Origin of the sequence: Paraburkholderia sp. GAS199, from assembly GCF_050436585.1 — a bacterium.
Lineage (GTDB): Bacteria > Pseudomonadota > Gammaproteobacteria > Burkholderiales > Burkholderiaceae > Paraburkholderia.
In genome coordinates this window covers 23,279-49,237 of record NZ_JBNDMM010000011.1, presented here as the reverse complement: position 1 = coordinate 49,237, position 25,959 = coordinate 23,279, and the positions used below count along the sequence as shown (strand labels likewise).

The following is a 25,959-nucleotide window of genomic DNA, read 5'->3' as shown; positions in this document are numbered from 1 at the left end:
GGTTAGCGCATCATCGGATGACGATTTCTGCATAGTGACGCTTGGCGTGCGCCGCTAATTCGCTGCCTTGATGAGCGCCGCGCAGCGCTCGCCGATCACCACGCAGGGCGCCATGGTATTGCCGCTCGTGATGCGCGGCATGACCGAGGCATCGGCGATGCGCAGATTGTCGAAGCCGGTCACCCTGAGAGTGCCGTCGACCACCGACATTGCGTCGCGTCCCATTCTGGCCGTGCACGACTGATGCCAGATCGTGCTGGCGCAGCCGCGTAACGTCTCGGTCAGCGCCGAGTCGGCGACGCCGCGAAGCAGGCTTTCCCGCCGCAGAAACGGTGCGAAGGCGCGGGAAGCGCCGAGACTTCGACAGAACTTCATGGCGGACACGAGCGCTTTTGCGTCGTCGGGATGTTCCAGTACGTTGGCATGAATGGCGACCGGATCGAGCGGACCTGCCCCGGTGAGCCGCAGATAACCCCGGCTTTTTGGACGGACGAGGACCTGCATCAAGGTCATGAAATTCTGTTGCGAAGGCAACTGTGTGACCGACGCACGGTAATTGAGCAGCTGGAATATCTGTATGTCGGGATTGTCCAGCTCGTCGCGGCTACGCCAGAACATCATCGCCTGAGCCACCCCCGAGACTTCCATCGGCGCGCGCATCTCCCATTCGCTCCCGGTGAAGTTGCAGTGGTCCTGGAAGTTGCGCCCAACGCCGGGCAAATGCTGCCGCACGTCGAGTCCCACGCGGCGCAACTCGGCTTCGTCGCCGATACCGGAGAGCATCAGCACCTGCGGCGTATGCACTGCGCCGAGCGACAGCACGACTTCGTGACCCGCCGCGATATCGAGCACGCTGCCGTTGACCGCGACCCTGACACCCACTGCCCGCCGGCCGTCCAGATTGATCCGCAGCACCCTCGCCTGCGTGAGCACGGTCAGATTCGGCTGATCCATGCAGGGGTAGAGGTAGGAGCGAAAGATCGACAGACGCCGGCCTTCGCGTATCCGGAACTCGCTGGGCGCGCAACCTTCAGCGGTCTCGGTCATCGCGCCGTTCAGGGAACCGAAACGGGCGATGCCGGCTTCTTCTGCGCTTTCGCACAGGGCGTGACCGACCGGCTGCAAGCGCACCGGCGCGACGAACGCGAGTCCTCCGCTGCCGCGATAAGAAGGGTCCGGTTCGCCCGACCAGTCCTCCACACGGCGATAGATCTGTCTGACCGACTCGTGATTCCAGCCTGGGTCGGCGGTTTCCTCGGCGAAATGGTCCCAGTCGGACTGGTGGCCGCGCACCCAGTACATCGCGTTGATGCTCGAACCGCCGCCGAGAACTTTGCCCATGTTCATCGGCAGCCGACGTCCCGTGGCGCCCGCCTGCGGCTCGGTCCGGTAGTCCCAATCGCGTTCGCTGCCGAGATTGCTGCGCCATGCGCTGGCCTCGGCAACGCTGGCGGTGTCGTCGCTCCCGCCCGCTTCCAGCAGCAGAACCCGCACGTTGAGGTCTTCGGCAAGACGCCGCGCGACCACCGAGCCGGACGAGCCCGATCCGCACACGATGAAGTCGTAGGAGCGCGTCAGGCCGGCCGCGAGTGCCTGCTGATTGGCGCGCACACGTTGCGCGAACGCAGCGGCGTCGGTTGTCTCGATGGTCATGAATTCATTATCAGTGAGCGCGTGCGGCGCTTTGCAATGGCTATATGGCGGACTTTGCCGCGCGCCGCAGTTTATTTCAGGCGGCGTCAGCGTCGCTCAAGGACGAAACATCTACCGGTTGCTATTTTAAGCACGGGTGACAGCCAACTGCCGACGCAAGGGGATGAGAAATGAACACGACCGAAGTTCGCAACGAGATTCGCCAGCCTGGGCTGCCGCCTATGGGCAGATTGCAGGCGCCCTTGAACACGGCCCGCGCCCAGATAACGGGAAGTGTCGCCCTGCCGGCTCCGGGCCCAATACGCAGCGCACAAACGCCAGCCGATCCATGGAGCGCCGTCGTGACCGGTCTGTCGGAATTCGCCCGCCGTCAGGCAGGCGCTCATCCAGTCGCTCATGCAGACGCTGAACCAGGCCCACGCCGCCGTGGCACTGCAAGCGCGCCCGCTCCCTGCAGAAAGAACGACAGGCAGAAAGAGAAGCGCACGGCGGCCGCCGTCAAACGCGAGCAGGGACGTTCGACACATAAGAAGAATGTGCGCGTGAGTTTTGTAGAACGACTCGGCGCGAGATCGATATCGATTACGTGGCACGACTCCACCGCGGCGTGTTACGGCGAACAGCTATGGATGCGCAGAACGGCGCGGTCGTCGGGACTCTGTGCGCTGACCGGCATGCTGGTTCGTCGCGGCGACGCTGTCTACAGCCCCGCCAGCCGGGCATCGATCCGGCCGCTGAACTGCACGCAAATGATTCTGGCGACGGCCGTCGAGGTCCTGGAACATTCCTGAGCGTACGGCTCACCAGGTCCGCAGATTTCATCAGCTTTTATCAGACGCTTTAAAGGATCGCGGTAAGCGCGCGCAGTACGCTGGCTTACCGATATTGCCACCGTCAATGAAAGCGTGCGACGTGAACTATCTGACATTGAAGGATGGCACTGACCTTTTCTACAAGGACTGGGGCCAGGGTCGACCGCTCGTGTTTTCGCATGGCTGGCCGCTGAACGCCGACGTGTGGGACGCACAGATGCTTTATCTGCTGCACAAAGGCTACCGGGTCATTGCCTACGATCGCCGCGGGCACGGACGATCGGCCCAGCCCTTCGACGGTCACACGATGAACACCTATGCGGACGACCTCGCCACCCTGCTCGACACGCTCGACATCGAGGACGCGGCCCTGATCGGACACTCCACGGGCACCTGCGACATCGCACGCATGATCGGCCGTCATGGCACGCGGCGCGTGTCGCGCGTGATCCTGATCGGCGCGATGCCTGCGCAACTGCTGCAAACCGCCACGAATCCCGGCGGACTGCCGATAGAGAGATTCGACACCCTGCGCCACCAGATCGCGACGAACCGCGCACAGTTTTTTCGCGACCTCGCCCGGCCCTATTTCGGTTTCAACCGGCCAGGCAGTCACCTGCGTCAGGGCGTGGTGGAATGGTTTTCGTCGATGGGTATGACGGGTTCGGTGCATGCCGAATACGAATCCATCCAGGCGTTTTCGGAAACCGACTTCACCGACGACCTGAAACGTTTCGATGTACCGACCATGTTCATTCATGGCAACGACGACCAGATGGTGCCGATCGTTCATGGCGCGATACCGACCACGAAGCTGGTGCGCAACTCGATCACACGCATCTATCCCGGCGGCCCACACGGCTTGTGCACCACGATGCCCGATCAGGTGAACGCGGACATCTATGCCTTTCTGGCCGACTGAGCGCTGTTCAGCGCCATTCGGTCCGACTCATCCCCGTCTGGAATGATTCATATCCCAATTCCACGGCTTCTCTGCGCGCCGTGGAATCGATAAATTCTGCCTCAACGAATCGGCATCTGCTGAACGTCTCGACAAACACTTCACCCGAAAGGAAAGATCATGGCTCACTTGTTCACCTCGAAAAAGGTCGGTGCTTACACACTGTCTCACCGCGTGGTTCTGGCGCCGATGACCCGGCTGCGCACCATCCAGCCGGGCGATATTCCTAGCCCGATGATGGCCGACTTCTACGGCCAGCGCGCGTCGGAAGGCGGTCTGGAAATTGTCGAAGGCGTCAGCATTTCGATTCCCGCCCGCTCCTACCTGGGCGCGGCCAGCTTCTATCACGACGGACAGATGGCCGGCTGGAAAGCAATCGCCGATGCGGCACATGCCAAAGGCGGCCGTATCTTCATGCAGCTGATTCACGGCGGCCGTCAGAGCCACGTCGAAATGACCGGCGGTGTCGATCCGGTCGCACCTTCGGTCGTGCCATTCGAAGGCGTCGCGCTCACTCAAGACGGCTTCGTGCCGGCCTCGCCGCACCGCGCACTCGATATCGAAGAAATTCCCGGCATTGTCGAAGAGTTTCGCGTGGCGGCGCAACGCGCGCTGGACGCAGGCTTCGACGGCGTTGAATTGCATGGCGCAAACGGCTATCTGGTAGATCAGTTCATTCAGGACGGTACGAACAAACGCACCGACGCCTATGGCGGCCCGATTGAAAACCGCGTGCGATTCCTGCGCGAAACGCTGGAAGCACTGATCTCCGTCTGGGGCGCCGATCGCGTCGGCGTACGTATCTCGCCCTCGGGCGAATGGGGCGGCATCTCGGACAGCAACCCGGAAGCCACCTTCAGCCACGTCGCCAAAGTACTCGACGAATACAGGATCGCTTATCTGCATGTGATCGAGCCGCGCATCAAAGGCGACGACACTTTGCACGAAGGACATCCGCCAGTTGCCGTCAGTTATCTCCGGCCGCACTTCAAAGGCCCGATCATCGCGGCCGGCGGCTTCGACGGTGACAGCGCCGAGGCGATCGTCGCATCCGGAGACGCCGATCTCGTCGCCTTCGGCCGGCACTTTTCATCGAATCCGGATCTGCCTTATCGTCTGAAACACGGTTTGCCGCTCACGCCTTATGTGCGCGCGGCATTCTGGGGCGGCGACGAAACCCACTACTCCGATTTCCCGGCATGGTCGCCGGCGCTCGAAACAAGCAGCGCGCTGTAAATCGTTTCACCCTGCGAGCCGGGCAATCCGGCTCGCGTCACGCGTTTCGCTCCCGACGTTCGTCACAGCTTTTCTCAGCTTGCATCAGTTCCGCTCAAGGAATTGCGCTGCGTGAGTCGATATTCTGTCAATTCCACCATTGCGAAGAAGGCGAGCCGGCCTTTCACCGCTCCATCTAATCGCTTCTTTGCATCGTGGACATCGAGCCGGGATCAGGCTCAACACAGAACTATTCGAGGTTTCGAATGAACGCTCGGACCAGACTCATCTCGACCACGCTGTGCGTGCTGGCCGTGGCGGCCGCCTGCTACACGTTGGGCGCGCATCAGGGCAAAGGGGCGGGCCCGCTGCCGGCCGCACAGGCTGCCGTGGCCCCGCCGCCCGCAGTCGAGGTGGACGTTGCCACGGTGACCTCGAAAACGATCACGGACTATCAGGACTACTCGGGACGTCTCGCCGCCATCGACAAGGTGGAGATTCGTCCGCTCGTGTCGGGCACGATCGTCGCCGTGTTCTTTCACGACGGCGACCTCGTGAAAAAAGGCGATCCGCTTTTCACGATCGATCCGCGCCCCTACGTGGCCGCGGCCGATCAGGCCTCGGCGCAACTCGCCGCCGCTCAGGCGCACGAAGGCTATACCTCCACAGACGCCGCTCGCGCCACACGTCTTCTCGCCGACAACGCGATTGCCCGACGCGATTTCGACCTCGCGCAAAACGCTTCGCGAGAAGCGCTCGCGAACGTGAAGGCCGCGCAGGCCGCGCTCGAAACGGCGCGCATCAATCTCGCGTATGCGCACATCGTGGCGCCGGTTACCGGCCGTGTGTCGCGCGCGGAACTGACCGTGGGCAATGTCGTCTCCACCGGCGCGAACGCCCCGCTGCTCACCACGCTCGTGTCCGTCTCGCCCATCTACGCCGAGTTCGACGCCGACGAACAGACCTATCTGCGTTATCTGGGCCGCGACGCGAAAGCGACCGTGCCAGTTCTGCTGGGTCTCGCCAACGACACCGGCTTTTCGCGCAAAGGGCTCATCTACTCGATCGACAACAGGTTGGACACGACGAGCGGCACGATCCGCGTCCGCGCGCGTTTCGATAACGCAGACGGTGCGCTGGTGCCGGGACTCTACGCGCGTATTCAGGTGGGCGGCGGCACGCCTCACGCCGCCATTCTGGTCGACGACGCGGCGATCGGCACCGACCAGGACAAGAAGTTCGTGATGATCGTGGATGCGCAAAGCCGCGTGCATTACCGCGAAGTGGTGCTTGGTGACCAGCACGACGGCTTGCGCGTGATCCGCAGCGGACTGGCGGCGAATGACCGGATCGTGGTCAACGGACTGCAGCGCGTTCGTCCGGAAGATGTCGTCAATGCAAAGATGGTGCCGATGCATCGCGCAGCGGCCACCGAATCGACGGCGCAAGCCGCCTCCTAAGCTGTCCCGTCTCCGGCGGACTCCATGAACTTATCGAAGTTTTTCATCGATCGCCCAATTTTCGCGGGCGTGTTGTCGATGCTCATTCTTCTCGGCGGCCTGATTTCCATCTTCAAGCTGCCCATTTCCGAATATCCGGAAGTGGTGCCGCCTTCTGTGGTGGTGCGCGCGCAGTATCCCGGCGCGAATCCGAAAGTCATTGCCGCGACGGTGGCCTCGCCGCTCGAAGAACAGATCAACGGTGTCGAGAATATGCTGTACATGCAGTCGCAGGCGAATAGCGACGGCAACCTGACGCTCACCATCACGTTCAAGCTCGGCACCGATGTCAATCTCGCCCAGCAACTGGTCGAAAATCGCGTGTCGCAGGCGTTGCCCAGGCTGCCCGAAGAAGTACAACGGCTCGGCGTCACGACGATCAAATCCTCGCCGACGCTGACGATGGTCGTCCACCTCGTTTCGCCGAACTCGCGCTACGACATGAAGTACCTGCGCAATTACTCGGTGATCAACGTCAAGGACCGGCTCGAACGGGTGCCCGGCGTCGGCGAAGTGGTGCTGAAGGGCTCGGGCGATTACTCGATGCGTATCTGGCTCGATCCGCAAAAGGTCGCGCAGCGCAACATGACCGCCACCGATGTCATCAACGCCATTCGGGAACAGAACGTTCAGGTGTCGGCCGGTCTCGTCGGTTCTTCGCCGACGCTTCCCGATGTGCCGCTGCAATTGAGCGTGAATGCGCAGGGACGCCTGCAGACAGTCGGCGAATTCGAAGACATCGTTCTGAAGACGTCGCCGGATGGCGGCGTGACGCATTTGCGCGACGTGGCGCGCGTCGAACTGGACGCGGCCGAGTACGCCGAACGATCGCTGCTCGATAACAAGCAGGCCGTGGCCATGTGGATTTTCCAGCAGCCCGGCGCCAATTCGCTGCAGATTTCAGAAGCCGTACGCAAGACGATGGACGAGTTGCGGCCCGACTTTCCTCCAGGCCTCGAAGATCACATCATCTATGACCCGACGCAGTTCGTGCGCGCCAGTATTCACGCCGTTATTCACACGCTGCTCGAAGCGATTGCGCTGGTCGTGGTGGTGGTGATCGTGTTCTTGCAGACCTGGCGCGCGTCGATCATTCCACTCGTGGCGGTGCCGGTTTCCATTGTCGGCACCTTCACTTTTCTGCTCGCATTCGGCTTTTCGATCAACGCATTGTCGCTGTTCGGTATGGTGCTCGCCATCGGCATCGTGGTGGACGACGCCATCGTCGTGGTCGAAAACGTGGAGCGCAATATTGCCAGCGGACTATCCGCGAAAGAAGCCACCTATGAAGCGATGCGCGAAGTCAGCGGCCCGATCGTGGCCATTGCGCTGACGCTCTCCGCGGTGTTCGTGCCGCTCGCCTTCATGAGCGGTCTGACGGGCCAGTTCTACAAGCAGTTCGCCGTCACCATCGCCATTTCGACCATCATTTCGGCATTCAACTCGCTGACCCTCTCGCCCGCGCTGGCGGCGTTGCTGCTCAAGGCGCACGACGAACCGAAGGACTGGCTGACGCGCGCCATGGATCGCGCTTTCGGCGGCTTCTTCAGGCGCTTCAATGCGGTTTTTCACCGGGGTTCGACCGGGTATAGCACGGGCGTCAAGAAAGTACTCAAGCGCAAGTCGCTCGTCATGGGACTCTATGTGGTGCTGCTGTGCTGCGCCGTGCTGATGATACGCGCCGTGCCAGGCGGCTTCGTGCCGCTACAGGACAAGGAGTACCTGATTACTTTCGCGCAGTTGCCCAATGGCGCCTCGCTCGATCGGACCGAGCAGGTCATTCGTCAGATGGCGGACCTGGCGCTCGCTACGCCGGGTGTCGAGGCGGCGGTGCAACACCCGGGGCTGTCGGTCAACGGCTTCACCAATTCGTCCAGCGCGGGCATCATGTTTCTGACGCTGAAGCCTTTCGAGGAGCGCGGCAGCAAGACCTTATCCGCTCACGAGATCGCGGGGCAATTGATCAGGAAATACAGTGCGATCAAGGGTGCGTACATCGGCGTGTTTCCGCCGCCGCCCGTACTCGGTCTCGGCACGCTGGGCGGCTTCAAGATGGAACTGGAAGATCGCGGCGCGCTCGGCTATGCCGCGCTCGATGCGGCGACCCAGCAATTCATTAAGGTCGCTTCGAAAACTCCCGAACTGGGGCCGACTTTTTCCAGCTACCAGATCAACGTGCCGCAACTGAACGTCACGCTCGACCGGGTCAAGGCGAAGCAACTCGGCGTGGCGATCACCGACGTATTCCAGACCATGCAGATTTATCTGGGCTCCTTATACGTCAACGACTTCAACCGCTTTGGACGCGTCTATCAGGTGCGCGTGCAGGCCGACGCGCCGTTTCGCTCGCACACGGCGGATATCGGCCTGCTGAAGACGCGCAATGCGGCCGGCGAAATGGTGCCCTTGTCTTCGCTCGTGACCGTCACGCCCACGTATGGTCCGGACATGGTGGTCCGCTATAACGGCTACACCGCGGCCGACATCAACGGCGGCCCCGCGCCCGGCTATTCCACCGACGAAGCGCAGGCCGCCGCCGAACGCATCGCCGCGCAGGTCCTGCCGCGCGGCATCAAATTCGAATGGACCGACATGACGTACCAGCAGATTCTCGCCGGCAATTCGGCGGTGCTGGTATTTCCCATCAGCGTGCTGCTCGTCTTTCTGGTGCTGTCCGCTCTCTACGAAAGTCTGGCGCTGCCGCTCGCGGTCATCCTGATCGTGCCCATGAGCATTCTTTGCGCGCTGGTCGGCGTCTGGCTGACGAATGGCGACAACAACATCTTCACGCAGATCGGGCTGATGGTACTGGTCGGGCTCTCCGCTAAAAACGCCATTCTGATTGTCGAGTTTGCGCGAGAACTCGAGTTGCAGGGTTTCACCGTGGTGTGCGCGGCAATCGAGGCAAGCCGTCTGCGTCTGCGGCCAATTCTGATGACGTCGATCGCCTTCATCATGGGCGTGGTGCCGCTCATCACGTCGTTCGGCGCCGGCTCGGAAATGCGGCACGCAATGGGCGTGGCGGTGTTCTTCGGGATGCTCGGCGTGACCCTGTTCGGCTTGCTGCTGACGCCGGTGTTCTACGTGCTGCTGCGCATGCTGGCGGGCGGCCATCACCTCGTCGACAAGCACGGACACGTGCCGCAGATGCGCGGTGTCGACCCCGCAGCCGACCTGTGAGACTCGCCATGCCTACCCTCTTGACACGCTGGTCGAACGCGATGCGTCGCTCGCAAATGGTCGTGCCGCTACTCACGGTGACGGTGGCCGGCTGCTCGCTCGCGCCAACCTATGTACGTCCCACGCTGGACGTCCCCGACGGCTTCAAGGAAGCCATATCGCAGCAAACAGCGGCGCAGCAAACAGCAACGCCGGAGACGGCGCCGCCCGAATCTGCCGGCACGTGGAAGGTCGCGCAACCCGCCGAACAGACACCGCGCGGCGAGTGGTGGAAAATCTTCAACGACCCCGCGCTCGACGACCTCGAACAACAAGCCGGCGACGCCAATCAGGACCTCAGGTCGGCAGCGGCACGCGTCAAGGAAAGCCGCGCGCTGAATCAGACGGTGAGTTCGCAACGTTTTCCGACCATCGGCGCGGGATTCGGTCCTACTCTGGAGCGGCAGTCGCCTGCCTCGCAATTTCTCTCTGACGACCAGGATGTCTCGCGGCAAACGCTGTGGCGCGCGCAGGCCACGGCATCGTATGAAGTCGATCTGTTTGGGCGCGTGTCGGACTCCGTGCAGGCGTCGAACGCGAACACGGCGCATAGCGAAGCACTGTTTCGATCGGTGCGGCTCGCCTTGCAGGCGGACGTCGCGCAAAACTATTTCAGGCTGCGTGAGCTGGATGCCGAAATCTCGGTCTATCACGACACCGTCCGGCTTCGTGAACAGGCGCTGGACCTCGTCGAGCACCGCTACAAGGAAGGCGACATCAGCGAACTCGACGTCGCCCGCGCGCGCGCCGAACTCGCCACCGCGCGCTCCGACGAGATGACCGTGGAGCGTCTGCGCGCAGCTTCCGAGCACGCGCTGGCCGTGCTGCTCGGAAAAGCACCGGCCGCGTTTTCGGTGCAGGCGAATCCGCTCACGCCGTTGAGTATCGACGTGCCGCCCGGTTTGCCGTCGTCATTGCTCGAACGCAGGCCGGATATCGCGGCTGCGGAGTACGCCATGCAAGCGGCCAATGCCCGCATCGGCGTGGCGAAATCCGCGTATTTTCCTTCGCTGCTGCTAACCGGCACGGCCGGCTTCGAGTCCGCGACAATCGGCGATCTCTTCAACTGGTCGACTCGCGCGTTTCTGCTTGGGCCGCTGGTCGGCACCGCGCTCACAGTGCCGCTCTTCGACGGCGGCCGTCGCAAGGGCAACCTGGACAACGCACGCGCGGCTTATGAAGAAAGCGTATCGACCTACCGGCAGCAGGTGCTGGTGGCGTTTCGTGAAGTGGAAGACAGTCTCGCCGATCTGCGCATACTGAAAGTGCAAACCGGCACCCAAGCCCAGGCCGTTCAGGCGTCGACGCGCGCCGCGCAGCTTTCGAGCACGCAGTATTCGGACGGCGCGATCAATTACCTCGACGTGATCGATTCGCAGAGAACGGTGCTCCGCGCGCAGCTTGCACAGGTGCAACTCTCCGGCATGCAGATCATGTCGACCGTGCAGTTGATTCGCGCGCTGGGCGGCGGTTGGGGCGACTCGACCGCAATCAGTCAGGCACCCCAGTAATCGCGGAGAACCGCCTAAGCCGCGCGTTGACGTGAATCCTTGCCGAGAATTTCCGGCGCGAATTCCGGCGCCAGACACTCTTCCACGAAGGCGGCAAACTGTCTTGCCTTGCTGCTCGCCATGCGCCCGGTCGGATAGAGCGCAGATAACGATATGGTCGGCAGCATCCAGTCGTCCATGACGGAGACGACTTCGCCGGAGCGCAACTCCGGCGAGAACGCCCATTCCGACGCCACGGCCAGCCCCATGTGCGAAAACACGGCGGCCCGCAGGCCTTCGGTGGCCGAGATGGACACGCGGCCTTCGAGTTTGACCGATTGCTCGATGGTGTCCTGGCGGAAGGTCCAGTGCTCGCCGCCGCCCAGATCGCGCGTATAGATCACGGCGCGATGCGACAGGAGTTCGGAAGGCGTGGTGGGCATGCCGTGCTGCGCGAAATAAGCCGGCGTGGCGAGCACGCGGCGTCGCGCTTCGCCGATCCGCCTCGCCGTCATATTCGAATCGGCCAGATCGCCCATGCGCAACGCGAGATCGATGCCCTCGCCGACGAGGTCGATGTTGCGGTCGTCGAGTACGAGTTCGAGATCGAGGTCGGGGTGTTTGTCGAGAAACTCCGGCAAACGCGGCACGATATGCAGTCTGGCGAAACAGACCGCTGCCGATACCCGCAATTTGCCGGCCAGCCCCGCGGCCGTACCGCGCGCGGCGAGCACGGCCTCGTCCGCCTCTTCGACCGCGCGTTTGGCGCGCACGTAGAAACTTTGGCCGGCTTCCGTCGGCGTGAGCGAACGCGTGGAGCGCAGCAGCAGTTTGACACCCAGCCACTCTTCGAGTTGGGCGACCGCTTTCGAAACCGCCGGCTGGCCGATGTCGAAATGACGTGCGGCTGCCGAGAAAGAGCCCGTATCGACGACGCGTATATAGATTTCAATCGCGGCGAGGCGATCCATCGAGCTTCTCCCGTTGGGTGGCGTTTAAACGCTTACAGAGGCACTCACGCGAATCGCTTTTTGTACGGACGTTGCGCGTGAATCGAGAAGCTGACAGGTTACCTTATGCAGAACTTGTGTGCAGGTCCTCTGCACACAGCCTGCGCTTTTATTTATCGTGCGAGTCGGGTCGCGCAATAGCGCCCATGCGCACTTGCTCACGCATCGCATCAAAGGTCGCGCCCGAGGCGCCATTTTCCACTCGTGCCTCTACCTGCGCGTTCGCGCGCGGCGGAGCGCGTCTGCAACGCTTTCAATGCCGTGAGCAGCGCGGCGTTATCGAGGTGATGACGATAGTCGGCATCGATATGCGCCAGCAGGATCATGCCTTCCTGATCGACGAGATACGTCGCTGGAATCGGCACCAGAAAACTATCCGCCTTGCGCGTTTTCGGGGGCACGTAGCCAAGTTCCAGATATTTCGGCCGCAGTTCGGCCGGCAATTCGAAGGCGAGTCCGAATGTGCGCGCAACCTTCATGTCTTTATCGACGAGTTCGGGAATCGGCACCGAGCCGGCGGGCGACGTCAGCGCGCTGGGCGGTGCGATCGCGAACGCGGCCGCGCCGAGCGACACGATACGCTCGTAGGTCGCGGCAAGCTGCGTCAGACTTTCTTCGCCGAATGCACACCAGGCGCCACGCAGAAAATTGAGCACCACGGGACCCGCGCCGAGCGCCTGGTCGAGCGACACCGTGTTACCGTGGGTATCGGGCAGTTCGAAGGCGGGCACCCGCGTGCCGGCGCGCAAGGCGCTGGATACCGCCGCTGCGGCTGCCGTGGCCGCCGTGCTGGCCGCGCGATCGGCGTCGAAATCCGGCTCGGAAGATAGTGGGCTCATGTCAAGTCTCGATAGATTGCGTTGCCGGCACGTCAGGTTCCGGATGTGCCGCGCATCGCGGGAATTGCGCGACGCGCGGCATGACCTCACACCGTCTCGGCGGCTACGTGCTGCGCGCGGTACTCGGGGAAATCCGAATAGTTCTTTTCGTCGCCGCCCCAGAACGCTGCTCGCACATAAGGCGTCAACGGCAGATCGTGTTCGAGGCGGTACGGCAGATCCGGGTTCGACGAGAAATGACGGCCGAATGCGATGAGGTCGGCGTCGCCCTTCTCGACAGTCGCCATCGCCCCCTGCCGGTCGAAACCGCCGGCTGCGATGATCGGGCCGGAGAAGTGTTCGCGAAGATACGCAGCCGCCACGACCGGATGACCTTCATGCAAGGTGTCGTCGCCTTTGATGCGCGGCTCGATGACATGCAGATACGCGATGCCGTAGCTGTCCAGCACCTTCGCGACGTAACTGAAGGTGGCCTGCGGATCGCTATCGGAAATGCCGCCCCACTCGCCCGACGGCGAAATGCGCACGCCGACCCGGTCGGCGCCATACACCGAAATCAGTGCTTCGAGTGCTTCGCGCAGAAACCGTACGCGGTTTTCGATCGGACCACCGTACGCGTCGGTGCGACGGTTTGTGCCGTCCTGAATGAACTGGTCGACCAGATAACCGTTTGCGGCGTGAAGTTCGACGCCATCGAAACCGGCCTGCCTGGCGCGTTCCGCGGCGCGGCGAAAATCTTCGACAATGCCGGGAATTTCATCGATCTCGAGTGCGCGATGCGGCGAGGCCGGCACGAAGCCGTCCTTCGTCAAGGCTACGCCTTCGAACGGCACTTCCGAGGGCGCAACCGGATGTGCGCCGCCGGTGACGTCGACGTGACTCTGGCGGCCGCCGTGGATCAGTTGTAGAAACGCGTGTCCACCCTTCGCGTGAACCGCGTCGGCGATCGCCTTCCAGCCTTCGTGCTGACCGTCGTGATAGATGCTGGCTGCGCCGAGATAGGAGCGCGCCTGGATCGACACGCTGGCCGCCTCGATCACCAGCAGACCGCCTTTAGAAGCGCGCTGACCGTAGAAATCGGCCATGATCGGGCTGGGAATGTCGCCGGGTTGAATGGTCCGCACTCGAGTCATCGGTGCGAGAACGACGCGGTGATTCAGGCTGAAAGCACCGAGTTTTGCGGGAGTGAAGAGCTTGGCCATGAGATTGCCTCTGAATGTCGGGAGAGTGCCGGAACGCTCCGGCATGCATGCTTCGATGGATATCAATGTAGGGTTTTGAATCGCGTTCAGATAGCAGGTGAACGGGATAAGGTTCATTCCAGAAACGGATCAGTGCCCGTGCCCGGACCAACCCTTCAGGCCTTGGGAAAACCACGCGTGACGCCGGCGCGCAACGGGTCGCGGCGGTCGATATTTCCGCTGATCCACGTCAGGGCGAGCGCGCCCAGAACGACCGTCGCGCCGATCCACGGGGTATGCATGAGCCCGAGATGGCCCACCACGATTCCGCCTATCCAGGCGCCACCGGCAACGCCGAGATTGAACGCGGCGATATTCATTCCGGACGCCACGTTCACGGATTGCGGCGCGAAGCGTTCGGCCTGCTTCACGACGTACACCTGCAAGGCCGGTACGTTGCCGAACGCCACGCTGCCCCACGCGAGCACGACAACGACGACCAGCACCTTGTGGCTCGCGGCGAGACCCAGCAGGAGCAGCACGACAGCCAGCAAGGCGAAAATCAGCTTGAGTGCCGTCACGGGGCCGTGAGTGTCGGCGAGTTTTCCGCCGAACATGTTGCCCGCCGCCACCGACGCGCCGTACAGCAACAGCACGAGTCCCACCACCGATGGGCTGAAACCGGCTGTCTGTTCGAGAATCGGCGCGAGATAGGTGAACGCGATGAGCGAGCCGCCGTAACCCACCACGGTCATCGCGAAAACGAGCAACAGGCGCGGTTGCAGGAATAGCTCGGCCTGTTTCCTCATCGATGCGGGCGCAACGTGCTCGATATTGCGCGGGACGAATAGCAGCGCGCTCGCGAGAGCCACGAGGCCGAAAGCCGCCACCACGAGAAAGGTCACGCGCCAGCCGAAATGCTGACCGACGAAGGTTCCCAGCGGCACGCCCGTCACGAAGGCCACGGTGAGTCCGCTGAACATCGTCGCAATGGCTCTGCCGGCTTTTTCTTTCGGCACGACGCTCGTCGCGATGATCGAGCCGACCGAAAAGAACACGCCGTGCGCGAAGCCGCTCAGCACGCGGGCGAGTACCAGCGTGTCGTAGCCAGGCGCCCACCATGCCAGCAGATTCGCGGCGGTGAAGAGCGCCATGAGCGAGACCAGCAGCGTCTTGCGTTGCATGCGGCCCGTTGCGGCGGTCAGAACCGGTGCGCCGATCGCCACGCCGAGTGCGTAGAAGCTCACGAGCAGTCCCGCCGAGGGCAAGGTGATGCTGAGATCGCCGGCAATGGTCGGCAGCAAACCGACGATGACGAATTCGGTCGTTCCGATCGCGAACGCGCCGATGGTTAAAGCAAGGAGAGCAAGCGGCATGATGCGGCTCCAGAGAAATAGGGGTGAAATGTGATCTTCGGCATTCAGCCGCGCACGCGGCGTCCGGGCCTGAATGCATGAGCGCTCGCGCGCCATGCCACGAGAAGCGCGGTCAGCAGCAACGCGAGCAGCACCCACGCCATCGCGCCGACGCCGGTCGTCTCGAGAAGAATTCCGCCCAGCAGACCCCCACCGGCGATGGCCGCGTTCCATGCGGTCACGATCATCGACTGCGCGGTGTCCGCGCCCGGCCCGGCGGCGTCTGCGGAAGCGGTTTGCAGCAAGGTTGCTGCGCCGCCGAACGTGAGTCCCCAGATCGCCACGGCCAGATACACGACCATCGGCAGCGTGCCCGCGATACCCAGCGCGGCGGCGGCCACCGCGAAAGCAGCAAGGCTCGCGAGCACCAGAACTCTCAACCACCGGTCGATCAGCGCACCCGTGACCCAGATTCCGCCAATCGCCGATACACCGAACACGAGCAGCACGACGTCGACGCGATGCGTCAGATGCGCGAGGGCGAGAAATGGTGCGATGTACGTGTAGAGAATGTTGTGCGCGAGCATCCAGGCCAGGATGACCAACAGCACGGGCCGCACGCCGGGCGTCACGAACACGGCGGCGAGACTCGGGCCCTCGCCTGCCGCCTGCCCCGACAGACGCGGCGCCCTGGCAATCACCCATACGATCAGAACGACCGTCAGCGCCGACATCACACCGAACGCCGCGCGCCATTGCAGCAATTCGCCGAGCCACGTTCCAACGGGCACGCCGAGCGCCAGCGCGATCGGCGTGCCGACCAGCGCAATCGCCATCGCCCTGCCTTGCAGATGCGGCGGCGCCATCCGCCGCGCGTAACCCGGCACGAGTCCCCATGTGATGCCCGCGGCCACTCCGGCCATGTAACGCGCGATCAACGTAAGCCAGAACCACGGTGAGAGCGCCGTTACCGTGTTGAACACCAGAAAGCCGCCGATTGCGACGAGCAGCAGACTGCGGCGCGGCCAGCTTCGCGTGGCCGCCGTAACGGGAATCGCGGCGGCGACAGAACCGAGCGCATACAACGTGACGAGCTGGCCGGCCCACGATTCAGGCACCGCCAAACTGCGACTGATTTGCGGCAGCAAGCCTGCGGGTAATGTTTCGGTCACGATCGCGACGAAACCCGTCATCGCCAAAGCAAGCAGACCGGCAATCGGCAATGTCTGGGCACGCGCGCCCGGCCTGCCGCGAGACACTGAACTGGAAGAAAACTGCGTCGACATTTTCGACTCCTCGGATGCGTTAGCGCGAGCTACGGTATGCAGCACGCCGCGTCGAGGTGAACTCTATCGACGGGATTTGCGCAGAAATAGCGGACAAACGGGATAGGCATCATTCCATTTCGCCGCCGAAACAAAGGACTCATCCACGCTTGCATTCGTCCTGAAGACGGGTTCAGTCATCCCGGTTCAGAATAAGTGCTATCCGATCTTCGGCATTTACTTCTGGCCGTCGACGCCATAGTCTTGATGAACGGAAATGAGCGCGCGAATAACACGCCGATGAGCCGCGAATGAGCCGTCAACCACGATCAAAGGACGAGTAGATGGATAGCTTCTATCTGTCGGGAAAAGTAGCGCTGGTAACTGGCGCAACGAAAGGCATGGGGCTGGCGATTGCCAAGGCGCTAGGTTCCGCGGGCGCGTCGCTTATCGTCACCGGCCGCTCCGGGCAGCATGTCGCGCAAGTGCAAGCGCATCTGTCGAGCCTCGGCATTCGCACGCGCGCCCTGGTGATGGACCTTCACGATCACGAAAGCGTGACGACGTTTGCACGCGAAGCGAAAGAGGCCTACGGCCGCATCGACATTCTGGTGCTGAACGCCGCCGCCAATACGCCGAACGGTCCGATGGTCGAACGGTCGGAAAATGAATTCGACGATGTGATGGCGACTAACGTCAGGCCTAACCTGACGCTGGTCAACGCGTTTCATCGGGACATGATCGAGCGGCGTGATGGCTCGATCATTTTCATGTCGAGTCGTGTCGCCAAACGCGGCACCGCGCAACTCGGACTTTACGCCGTCGCTAAAGCGGCAATCGACCAGTACGTGCGCAATCTGGCCATCGAACTCGGGCCTTTCAATATCAATGTCAATTCGATTTGTCCGGGCCCGGTGAGGACCGATTTCTCGCGCGTGCTTTGGGAAGACCCGGACAGCGAAGCGCGCATTGCAGCCGCCACGCCCATGAAGCGAATTGCCGAACCGGAGGACGTTGCCGGACTCGCACTGCTTCTCGCCTCGTCCGCCGGCCGCTTCATCCACGGGCAAAACATCAGCTTCGATGGCGGCATGACAGCATGATCCTCTGCGGTGTGTTCTGCCGCATCTGTACGCCGAGTAGTTAACCACCTTTATTAAAGGAGTTCAGTATGTCGACCCAAAGTGGCACCACGCCGGGCAAAACCGTGAAAATCCCCGGCCCCGATCATCCCATTACCGTCGAGCGCAATACGAAACGCGTTGTCGTGACGGTGGCGGGCGAAGTGATTGCCGATTCCACTCATGCCTTGACGCTGCGCGAAGCCAGCTATCCGCCGGTGTTTTATATCCCGCGCAAAGACGTGGACATGGCGAAACTCGCAAGAACGGAACACGCCAGCTATTGCCCGTATAAAGGCGATGCGGCCTATTACTCCATTCCTGCGGGTGGCGAGCGATCGGTCAATGCAGTCTGGACCTACGAATCGCCGTATGCCGCCGTCGAGCAGATCAAGGAGCACGTAGCGTTCTACACCGATCGCATCGATTCGATCGAAGAGCGCGCCTGATGTCATCGCCGCACGGCGCCCGCCGTGCGGCTCAAACCTGCGGCTTAGGCGGCCGCGAGACTGAAGACGGCGAATTCATCGCCCGCGCTCAGCCAGTGCTGTTCTGCCGTCCATCCGGCCGACGCCGCAAGTTCACTGAATGCGCGCACGGTGAATTTGTGCGAGCTTTCCGTGTGAATACTTTCGCCGCTTCTGAACGCAAACGTGCGCCCCGACACCTGGACGATCTGGTCACGGCGACTGACCAGATGCATTTCGATGCGGCTCAGGCTCTCGTTCCAGACTGCCGCATGGTCGAACTCGTCGGGCACGAAGTCCGCCTGCAACTCACGGTTGATCCGCACCAACAGATTCCTGTTGAAGCTCGCGGTCACGCCTTGTGCGTCGTCGTAAGCGGCGAGCAATACATCGCGGCTCTTGACCAGATCCACGCCGACAATGAAACGTGAGCCCTCTCCCAGCATGTCACGTGCGGTGCGAAGAAATTCGACAGCTTCCGCCTGATTGAAATTGCCGATGGTCGATCCGGGGAAGAAACCGACGCGCGCGCCCCGCGCGGCATCGATCGGCAGGCTGGATAACCTGGTGAAATCGCCCATGACGGGCTCGATGCGCAGATCCGGATAGGCGGCCGCTGTTCTCGCGCAGGCTTCGTCGAGCGCGGACCGGCTGATATCCACCGGCACGTACGTCTCTATATGCCTCGCCGCGTCCAGCAGATAGCGCGTCTTTTCGCTTGCGCCACTGCCGAATTCGACCAGCACGCGATTGTCGCGAATGGTGTGGGCAATCTCGTCCGCAATGCGCCGGAGCAGTTCGTTTTCGACACGCGTCACGTAGTACTCGGGAACGCGGCAGATCGCTTCGAAAAGTTGCGAGCCGCGCTCGTCGTAAAAGTACTTGGGCGACGTACTTTTACGGCTCGCGGACAGGCCGTCCAGAACCGAACGCCTGAATGCCTCTTTCTCGTGATCGCTTTCCTGAATCGAATCGGCATCTCGCGCGAGTCTGACGCCTGAAAAAATCCAGCGCTGCGACGGATAGAAGAAGTTGCGATACGACACTCGGGTGTGATGGGCGGGCGTGACCTGTGCACCGCCTCTCAGCACCATCTGCCCGACCATGAATTTGCCGTTGTATTCGCCAATGGCGTCGCTGCTGGCGCGAAAGCCGGGATACGCCGAATAGGCGGACTGGGTCCACTGCCACAGTTCCGTGTCGGCCTGCGAAAGAAGCCCGGCGCTCGCCGCGACCTCCCATTCCGGCTCGGTCGGCAGGCGTGCGCCGGCCCAACTGGCGAACGCCGCCGCTTCGTAGTAGCTCACGTGCGAAACCGGTTCGTCCGGGTCGATCGGGCGCAGGCCGCCTAATGTCATCGAAAGCCAGGTCTGGCCGTCCGCAGATCGTTGCCAATAGAGAGGCGCGTCCCATTGCTCCTGCTGAACGAGCGCCCATCCTTCGGAAAACCAGAGGCTCGCCCGTGAATAGCCGCCGTCCTGCATGAACGCCAGCCACTCGCCGTTGGTCACGAGTTGATCGCTGATTTCAAAGGCTTCCAGCCACACTTTGTGGCGCGGCCCTTCGTTATCGAACGAAAAACCGCTTCCCGTGACGCCAATTTCACGCAAGCCGCCAGGGTGACGATGAAACTGCGCGTTCCGGCTGCACCGTAGTTGAGGCCAGTCTTGCTGGAATGCCGGTTTTAACGGCGACTGCGCGAACAGGTGCAGGATGTCGCCGAGCAACAACTCCTGATGCTGCTGTTCGTGTGCGATGCCCAGCCGGATGATGCTTTCGATATTCTCGAGCGGCACCGTATCGAACAGCTTCTGCATCTGCTGATCGACGCTTTGCCGGTAAGCGTCGATTGTGCGGCTGGTCGGCCTCGTCAACAATCCGCGACGCGGCCTCGGCTGACGCGGGCCCACGGCTTCGTAGTATGAGTTGAAGAGGTAGCCGAACTGCTCATCGTAGACGCGATAGTCTTGCAGATGCGGCACCAGCACGAAAGTCTCGAAGAACCAGCTCGTATGCGCGAGATGCCAGTTGGCCGGACTGGCGTCGGGCATCGACTGCGCAACGCGATCTTCCGGCTCCAGATTTCGGACCAGTGCGTCGGTATGGGCTCGGACGCGAAAGTACTCGGCGGCCAGCTTGGGGGCTTCCGCTCGCGTGGCAGCCGGCCGTTGCGCCAGCCATTCGAGAATGGGCTCTTCTTTCGCAGTGCTGTTTTGGCTCATGACCTGATATAAATAGTGCGATCTTGCTGTCGGCGGGCATGAGAGCGGCGTTGGTGGCACTGGGCCACCAACGCCGCATGCCCTGAAAAGCGCCTGTTAAACCGTCACGACAACCTTGCCGAATTGACCGTTGTTCTCCAGATAGCGATGCACTTCCACCATGTCGTCGAAAGCGAACTTGCGATCGATCACCGGTTTGAGCGCACCACTCGCCAGACCCTTCGTGACGTATTCCACGGCGGCTTTGCGGCGCGCATCGTCGCCGCTGGTCAGCCAGATGTTGTGGGCTTTGATGGTCGGCATCTTCGCGATCATGGCCAGTACCGGCAGCGGCGTATCGCCCTCCGCCAGCGCGCCGTAGATGTACACGATGCCCTGAAAAGACAGCGCGTCGATCAGCTTCGGGAAGGCCGGGCCGCCGATCGGATCGAACGCCACTCGCGCGCCCTTGCCGTCGGTAATGCGCATGACCTCGGCCACCAGGTCCTGTTCGCTGGTTGCAATTACATGCGCCGCGCCGGCCGCGAGCAACTGGTCTTTCTTGGCCGACGTCCGCGTGAGCGCAATCGGAGTCGCGCCCGCGTAACGCGAAATCTGGATCGCGGCGAGTCCTACACTGCTCGACGCTGCCGGAATGAGTACGAAATCGCCCTTGCCCACTTTCGCGTCTTCGATCAGCGCGCCGTAGGCGGTAATGAACATCATCCAGACCGACGCGGCTTCTTCATACGAGAGCGTTTTTGGATGCTTCACGACCGCATAGTCCGGCAAAGTGACGATTTCACCGTACGTAAAGTACTGGTTCATCGAGAACGACGGAATCACACTCACATCGTCACCCACGGCAATGCCCGTCACGTCGGCGCCAATCGCGTCCACCACGCCCGCTGCCTCGTAGCCGAGTCCGGCCGGGAATTTCACGGGTTCGATGTAGATATCGGTACGCCACATCGACTCCGCGCGATTGATGCCGATCGCCTTGACTTTGATCCTGATCTCATTGGGACCCGGCGCGCGCTCGGCAACGTCGACGAATTCGAGCACCTCGGGGCCACCTGCTTTGGCAAACTGAATAACACGCGTCATCTGAATCTCCGGGAATAGGCCGTCTTGTTGCGTTTTGCGATGAATGGCTGCTGTGAAAGGCCCGCGCGTACACGCCGCGCAGGCGTCGCCCATCGGCACCCTGCAACTCTATCCATTCCGCGAGAGCTGAATAAGAGCGCCCTTCGAATAAGGCTCATTCCAGAACAGGATAAGTACGAGGCTCAATGCGCGATCGGCAGACAGAATGTGGGAAGCTGCAGCGTCAGTGACGAATCTATCGCCATGACAGCGCCTTGTCCTTGATTTCACCTGCGCGAAGCTGATAAGTCCTGTGTCCGCCGGCATTGCGGCATACGGTCATTCGCCATGCTTTCATCTTGCCGACATGGCGTCGCCCATACGCCTTTTATTTATCGGCAAATAACATAGGTACTGCTTCGTTAATCAGTGGCATTGAAGTCGCTATTCCACTTGTATCTATGACATACTTGGAATCAGTGCCCCCAAAAACCGAGCTTGAAGATCAAGAAGCCGACATGAATTCCCAAAGTGTTCCTTTAGGCGACTTTTCTTTCGGCGCGACGGTCGTCGCTCCCGGCAGGCGCGAGCTATTGCACAACGGCAAGAAGGTCGAGGTGGGCGACCGCGCATTCGATCTTCTCCTTTTTCTCGTTAATTCACGTGGCGATGTCGCCAGCAAAGACGCCATCATTTCGCACGTGTGGCCGCGGCGGATCGTCGAAGAAAACACGGTTGAAGGTCAGATTTCGGCATTGCGTCGCGCGCTCGGTTGCGACCGCACCGCCATTCGCACAGTAACGGGCCGCGGTTATCAGTTCACTGGCGAGCTTGCCGGGTCTCAAGCGGCCGAATTGCGCCCGGAACCAGTGGCGAGCGCGGGCGTATCCGTTCCCGCGGAGATCGCGCCCATACTCGGGCGTGCGGACGCATTGGACGATATCTGTCACGCGGCCTTGCAACGCCGGCTGATTACACTCTCGGGCACGGGCGGCATCGGCAAGACGCGGCTGGCACTCGAAGCCGCGCGGCAACTCACGCCGAATTTTCCCGGCGGCGTGTATCTGGCTGAACTGGCATCGACCACCTCCGCCGATTTTCTACCCAGCACGATTGCCGTTGCATTGGGCTTCCCTCCCGGCGACGGCACGCCCTCTCTCGATCGGCTCGCTCCTGCGCTCTCGGCAAAACGTCTGCTGTTGATACTCGACAATTGCGAGCATCTCATCGAAGACGCCGCGCAGATCTGCGAGCGGTTGCTCTGCATTGCACCTGGCGCGACGGTACTCGCCACCAGCCGCGAGCCGTTGCGTATTTCGGGCGAGTACGTCTATCGTGTTCCGTCACTCAGCGTGCCGCCGGACGAAGCTGTTTCCGACGCGCGTGAATTCGGCGCGGTCCAGTTATTCGAAGAACGCTCGGGCAATCTCGGCGCTGCGGCGCGCAGCTGCAATCAATCGGCTTTATCGGCCACCATCCGTATTTGCAGGCAGCTCGACGGCATTCCACTTGCCATCGAACTCGCCGCGGCGTGCTCGATGTCGATGCCGCTGGAAGAAATCGCAGACCGACTCGACGACCGCTTCCAGCTACTCACGCGCGGCTCGCGAACCGCATTGCCGCGTCAGCAGACGCTGCGCGCGACACTCGACTGGAGCTACGCGCTGCTCTCCGCCGTGCAACGCACGATACTCAACCGGTTGAGCCTGTTCGCCGGTGCATTTTCCGCCGAGTCGGCGCAAGCTTTTGCGGCAACCGGCGACATACCGGCCGATACGGTATTCACCGCGTTATTCGAACTGGTCGACAAGTCCCTGATCTCGGTAATCCCCACCGAAGGCAAAGCGCGCTTCCGCTTACTGGAAACGACCCGGGCTTATGCGCGGGAGAAGTTGCGCGCTGAAGGCGCCTGGGCTGAGTGGCGCGGCCGTCATGCCAGCTATCTTCTGCGTATTTTCAAGGAAGCGGAACAGCAGGCTTCCGCGCGGGTCGATGTAGACTGGAATAGCCGCTACGCACCGCATCTGGAAGATCTTCGCGCCGCCGTGGAGTGGAGTTTTTCCGCCGAGGGCGATCCTCATCTCGCGGTCGATCTGACCATCGCGGGCATTCCGCTCTCCATGCAACTGGCCTTGCTTGAAGAGTGTCTTGCGCGCGTCGACAGATCGCTTCAATGGCTGTCCGACACCGGCGACTCCACCGGCGAGCGCGAAATGAAGCTCTTTGCCGCGCGCGGCATGTGTCTTCTCTGCTATGCGGTCGGCGCGCGCACGAGCGACGCGTTCGATAAAGTGATCGAGATTGCCGCGAAGATCGGCAACGACGCCTATCAGCTGCTCGGCATCTGGGGCCGCTGGATGTGCTACTACCTGAACGGACAGTATTCGGACATGCCGGCGCTGGCCGTTACGTTCGAAGACGTCGCGGCCCGCTCGGAATGGGCTTGCGACAAACTCGCGTCGTATCGGGTAAGTGGCATTTCTCGGCTGCTGATGGGCGAACTCGACACCGCACTCGTGAAGCTCGATCGTGCCGCCAACTCGTTCGTGCAGTTGCCGCGCGCACAGCGAATGCGCTTTCTCTACGACGAACGAATGCTCTCGCATACTTCGCTTGCGCACGCGCTATGGTTCAAGGGGTACGTCGATCAGGCGAGAACCGCGGCCTTGCAGTCGCTGGACGACGCGCGCGAATTCGATCATCCGGTATCGATCTGCTACGCACTGAGCGAGGCCGTGTGCACGCTCGCCATTCTCATCGGTGACGACCTGATGCTCAAGGAAGCCGCCGACGAACTCGCGCTGCAGACGCGGCGCCACAGTATCGCGACGTGGCGCGCCCGCGCCGAGATGTGGCACGGCCTGATCGAATTGCGCGCCGGCAACTCCTCGGCTTATAGCCAGACGATTTATCCCGCCATGACGCGGATCGGCTCGAAGCGTTTCTATGTTTCGCTCACGCCGTTTTTAACGGCTACCGTCGAAGCACTCGCCAGTTACGGCAAGCACGCCCAGGCACTGGAACTCATTACGCCCTCGGTCGAGCGTGCCGTCGATATCAAAGACGAATGTTCTCTTGCTGAATTGACGCGTGCCAAAGCGCAATTGCTATGGACGAGTCAGGGACCGGAGGCCAATGCGGCGGTTGAATCTTTATTCAAGGAAGCATTAGCCAACGCCACGCGCATTGGTTTCCTGTCCTGGCAATTGCGATGCGCGACGAGTCTCGCGTCTTTTCAGAAGTCGCAGGGCGATACTCATTCCGCCCAACGTCTCGTTGCTCCGCTCTACGCGCGTTTCAGCGAAGGACTGGACACGAGAGATCTCAAAGCCGCGCACGCTTTAATGCTCGCCAGCTGAACCGTCTGCCGGCGAGTCCGGCCGCGTCGAACAACGGCAAACCGTCGTCGGCCCTGTACGTATCCTTGCACTCATCCCTGCGCGGAATGACGCCTATCCCATTGAGAGCGTTCCCGGCACGACACGTCATGCCTATATTTCCCTTTAGCAGATCAGCGCCGTAGCTGATCTCGGGCGGCCGCCACGCGCGGCCGGTCATTCCGGCTTTCAACCGTTGCCAAGGGATTAAAGATGTCACGTGTCATTGAGTTTTCATCCACGGGTGGTCCTGAAGTTCTCGAATTCAAAGACATCGAGGTGCCCTTGCCGGGTCCCGGTGAAGTACGTATTCGCGTCAAGGCGCTAGGATTGAATCGCGCCGAGTCCATGTGGCGCACCGGCGAATACATCGAAGAAGTGAAGCTTCCCGCCCGGCTCGGCTACGAGGCGGCCGGCCTGATCGACGCGGTCGGACCCGATGTCACGCGCTTTGCCGTCGGCGATGCGGTGAACACCGTGCCCGCCTTTTCGCAGAACCAGTACGGCATGTACGGCGAGCAGGTTCTGGCGCCGGCATCGGCGGTGGTGAAACATCCGCCGACGCTCTCTTTCGAAGAAGCTGCGTCGATCTGGATGATGTTCGTGACCGTGTACGGCGCGTTTATCGAGGCGGCAAAGCTTCAGGCAGACGACGTCGTGCTGATTCCCGCCGCGTCCAGCAGCGTTGGGTTGGCCGCGATCCAGCTAGTCAACATGGTGGGCGCGATGCCGGTTGCCCTGACGCGCACTTCGGCCAAGCGTCAGCAGTTGCTCGACGCCGGCGCCGCTGCAGTGATCGTCACCGACGAACAGGACCTGGTTGCGGAAGTGATGCGACTCACCCACGGCGCCGGTGCGCGTGTCGTTTTCGATCCGGTTGGCGGCCCGAGCCTGGGCAAACTCATCAAGGCCATGAAAACCGGCGGCATTCTGCTGGCGTATGGCGCGTTGAGCGACGAACCCGCGCAGTTTTCGTATCTGGATCTTCTGATCAAATTGCCGACCATCGTCGGCTATACGATCTGGAATACCAGCGGCGATCCGGTACGTCAGAAGGCGGCGGTCGAATTCATCACGGCAGGACTCGCCTCGGGCGCGCTGAAACCGGTCATCGACAAGACCTTCGGCTTCGACGAAATCGTCGAAGCGCACCGCTACCTGGAAGCGAATAACCAGTTCGGCAAGATCGTCGTCAGCGTCTAAGCACG

At 61.8% G+C, this 25,959-nt stretch carries 18 protein-coding genes and 1 pseudogene; 10 read left to right on the top strand and 9 right to left on the bottom strand.

Going from position 1 to position 25,959, the window contains the following annotated elements; genetic code table 11:
• Positions 1–54: 54 nt before the first annotated feature.
• Positions 55–1,653 carry a GMC family oxidoreductase gene (locus P3T18_RS32400; protein ID WP_429304054.1) on the bottom strand — a complete coding sequence of 533 codons (1,599 nt, stop codon included), beginning with the start codon at positions 1,651–1,653 and terminating at the stop codon, positions 55–57.
• Positions 1,654–1,823: 170 nt separating this feature from the next.
• Here P3T18_RS32400 and P3T18_RS32395 point away from each other — a divergent pair, with 170 nt between their 5' ends.
• The 6 genes from P3T18_RS32395 to P3T18_RS32370 all read left to right on the top strand — a co-directional run bounded on the left by P3T18_RS32395 (position 1,824) and on the right by P3T18_RS32370 (position 10,870).
• Positions 1,824–2,444, top strand: a complete 621-nt coding sequence (locus P3T18_RS32395; protein WP_429304053.1) for a DUF3331 domain-containing protein — start codon at positions 1,824–1,826, stop codon at positions 2,442–2,444.
• Positions 2,445–2,565: 121 nt separating this feature from the next.
• Complete coding sequence (locus P3T18_RS32390; RefSeq protein ID WP_429304052.1) at positions 2,566–3,387, top strand: alpha/beta fold hydrolase; 822 nt, start codon at positions 2,566–2,568, stop codon at positions 3,385–3,387.
• Positions 3,388–3,546: 159 nt separating this feature from the next.
• Positions 3,547–4,662, top strand: a complete 1,116-nt coding sequence (locus P3T18_RS32385; protein WP_429304051.1) for an alkene reductase — start codon at positions 3,547–3,549, stop codon at positions 4,660–4,662.
• A gap of 245 nt (positions 4,663–4,907) precedes the next feature.
• The gene (locus tag P3T18_RS32380; RefSeq protein ID WP_429304050.1) at positions 4,908–6,101 is read left to right on the top strand and encodes an efflux RND transporter periplasmic adaptor subunit; all 1,194 of its coding nucleotides are present in this window, start codon (positions 4,908–4,910) and stop codon (positions 6,099–6,101) included.
• 24 nt (positions 6,102–6,125) lie between these two features.
• Complete coding sequence (locus P3T18_RS32375) at positions 6,126–9,320, top strand: efflux RND transporter permease subunit (protein ID WP_429304049.1); 3,195 nt, start codon at positions 6,126–6,128, stop codon at positions 9,318–9,320.
• 8 nt (positions 9,321–9,328) lie between these two features.
• Positions 9,329–10,870 carry an efflux transporter outer membrane subunit gene (locus tag P3T18_RS32370; RefSeq protein WP_429304048.1) on the top strand — a complete coding sequence of 514 codons (1,542 nt, stop codon included), beginning with the start codon at positions 9,329–9,331 and terminating at the stop codon, positions 10,868–10,870.
• Between the two features lie 14 nt (positions 10,871–10,884).
• Here P3T18_RS32370 and P3T18_RS32365 read toward each other — a convergent pair whose 3' ends face one another.
• The 5 genes from P3T18_RS32365 to P3T18_RS32345 form a co-directional block, all read right to left on the bottom strand.
• Entirely contained in the window at positions 10,885–11,820 is a 936-nt protein-coding gene (locus tag P3T18_RS32365) for a LysR family transcriptional regulator (protein WP_429304047.1), read from the bottom strand.
• Positions 11,821–12,029: 209 nt separating this feature from the next.
• Positions 12,030–12,698: a peroxiredoxin-like family protein gene (locus tag P3T18_RS32360; protein ID WP_429304046.1), complete on the bottom strand. Its 669-nt coding sequence runs from the start codon at positions 12,696–12,698 to the stop codon at positions 12,030–12,032.
• A gap of 86 nt (positions 12,699–12,784) precedes the next feature.
• A complete protein-coding gene (locus P3T18_RS32355; RefSeq protein ID WP_429304045.1) occupies positions 12,785–13,900 on the bottom strand; it encodes an alkene reductase in 1,116 nt (371 codons plus the stop codon).
• Between the two features lie 155 nt (positions 13,901–14,055).
• Positions 14,056–15,255 carry an MFS transporter gene (locus P3T18_RS32350; protein ID WP_429304044.1) on the bottom strand — a complete coding sequence of 400 codons (1,200 nt, stop codon included), beginning with the start codon at positions 15,253–15,255 and terminating at the stop codon, positions 14,056–14,058.
• Between the two features lie 44 nt (positions 15,256–15,299).
• The gene (locus P3T18_RS32345; RefSeq protein WP_429304043.1) at positions 15,300–16,520 is read right to left on the bottom strand and encodes an MFS transporter; all 1,221 of its coding nucleotides are present in this window, start codon (positions 16,518–16,520) and stop codon (positions 15,300–15,302) included.
• A gap of 323 nt (positions 16,521–16,843) precedes the next feature.
• On the opposite strand from P3T18_RS32345, the gene P3T18_RS32340 reads away from it, so the two are divergent.
• Together P3T18_RS32340 and P3T18_RS32335 are read left to right on the top strand one after the other, a co-directional pair.
• On the top strand, positions 16,844–17,602 hold the full coding sequence (locus P3T18_RS32340) for an SDR family NAD(P)-dependent oxidoreductase (protein ID WP_429304042.1): 759 nt from the start codon (positions 16,844–16,846) through the stop codon (positions 17,600–17,602).
• 68 nt (positions 17,603–17,670) lie between these two features.
• Positions 17,671–18,069, top strand: a complete 399-nt coding sequence (locus P3T18_RS32335; protein WP_429304041.1) for a DUF427 domain-containing protein — start codon at positions 17,671–17,673, stop codon at positions 18,067–18,069.
• 44 nt (positions 18,070–18,113) lie between these two features.
• On the opposite strand, the gene egtD is transcribed toward P3T18_RS32335, so the two are convergent.
• From egtD to P3T18_RS32320, 3 genes and pseudogenes are all read right to left on the bottom strand, one after another.
• Entirely contained in the window at positions 18,114–19,055 is a 942-nt protein-coding gene (gene egtD, locus P3T18_RS32330; protein WP_429304249.1) for an L-histidine N(alpha)-methyltransferase, read from the bottom strand.
• A 9-nt stretch (positions 19,056–19,064) separates the two neighbouring features.
• Positions 19,065–20,264, bottom strand: a pseudogene (egtB, locus tag P3T18_RS32325) (ergothioneine biosynthesis protein EgtB); the annotation flags it as partial.
• A gap of 141 nt (positions 20,265–20,405) precedes the next feature.
• On the bottom strand, positions 20,406–21,395 hold the full coding sequence (locus P3T18_RS32320) for a zinc-dependent alcohol dehydrogenase family protein (protein WP_429304040.1): 990 nt from the start codon (positions 21,393–21,395) through the stop codon (positions 20,406–20,408).
• A gap of 497 nt (positions 21,396–21,892) precedes the next feature.
• Here P3T18_RS32320 and P3T18_RS32315 point away from each other — a divergent pair, with 497 nt between their 5' ends.
• Both P3T18_RS32315 and P3T18_RS32310 read left to right on the top strand, forming a co-directional pair.
• Positions 21,893–24,733, top strand: a complete 2,841-nt coding sequence (locus P3T18_RS32315; RefSeq protein ID WP_429304039.1) for an ATP-binding protein — start codon at positions 21,893–21,895, stop codon at positions 24,731–24,733.
• 231 nt (positions 24,734–24,964) lie between these two features.
• Positions 24,965–25,954, top strand: coding sequence for a zinc-dependent alcohol dehydrogenase family protein (locus P3T18_RS32310; protein ID WP_429304038.1), 990 nt, complete (start codon positions 24,965–24,967; stop codon positions 25,952–25,954).
• Positions 25,955–25,959 lie beyond the last annotated feature (5 nt).

Coding starts and splice junctions, on each gene's coding strand:
- P3T18_RS32380 (WP_429304050.1), top strand. CDS start 4,908: ATGAACGCTCGGACCAGACTCATCTCGACCACGCTGTGCGTGCTGGCC.
- P3T18_RS32370 (WP_429304048.1), top strand. CDS start 9,329: ATGCCTACCCTCTTGACACGCTGGTCGAACGCGATGCGTCGCTCGCAA.
- P3T18_RS32395 (WP_429304053.1), top strand. CDS start 1,824: ATGAACACGACCGAAGTTCGCAACGAGATTCGCCAGCCTGGGCTGCCG.
- P3T18_RS32385 (WP_429304051.1), top strand. CDS start 3,547: ATGGCTCACTTGTTCACCTCGAAAAAGGTCGGTGCTTACACACTGTCT.
- P3T18_RS32375 (WP_429304049.1), top strand. CDS start 6,126: ATGAACTTATCGAAGTTTTTCATCGATCGCCCAATTTTCGCGGGCGTG.
- P3T18_RS32355 (WP_429304045.1), bottom strand. CDS start 13,900: ATGGCCAAGCTCTTCACTCCCGCAAAACTCGGTGCTTTCAGCCTGAAT.
- P3T18_RS32400 (WP_429304054.1), bottom strand. CDS start 1,653: ATGACCATCGAGACAACCGACGCCGCTGCGTTCGCGCAACGTGTGCGC.
- P3T18_RS32360 (WP_429304046.1), bottom strand. CDS start 12,698: ATGAGCCCACTATCTTCCGAGCCGGATTTCGACGCCGATCGCGCGGCC.
- P3T18_RS32350 (WP_429304044.1), bottom strand. CDS start 15,255: ATGCCGCTTGCTCTCCTTGCTTTAACCATCGGCGCGTTCGCGATCGGA.
- P3T18_RS32345 (WP_429304043.1), bottom strand. CDS start 16,520: ATGTCGACGCAGTTTTCTTCCAGTTCAGTGTCTCGCGGCAGGCCGGGC.
- P3T18_RS32320 (WP_429304040.1), bottom strand. CDS start 21,395: ATGACGCGTGTTATTCAGTTTGCCAAAGCAGGTGGCCCCGAGGTGCTC.
- P3T18_RS32315 (WP_429304039.1), top strand. CDS start 21,893: ATGAATTCCCAAAGTGTTCCTTTAGGCGACTTTTCTTTCGGCGCGACG.
- P3T18_RS32335 (WP_429304041.1), top strand. CDS start 17,671: ATGTCGACCCAAAGTGGCACCACGCCGGGCAAAACCGTGAAAATCCCC.
- P3T18_RS32340 (WP_429304042.1), top strand. CDS start 16,844: ATGGATAGCTTCTATCTGTCGGGAAAAGTAGCGCTGGTAACTGGCGCA.
- P3T18_RS32365 (WP_429304047.1), bottom strand. CDS start 11,820: ATGGATCGCCTCGCCGCGATTGAAATCTATATACGCGTCGTCGATACG.
- P3T18_RS32310 (WP_429304038.1), top strand. CDS start 24,965: ATGTCACGTGTCATTGAGTTTTCATCCACGGGTGGTCCTGAAGTTCTC.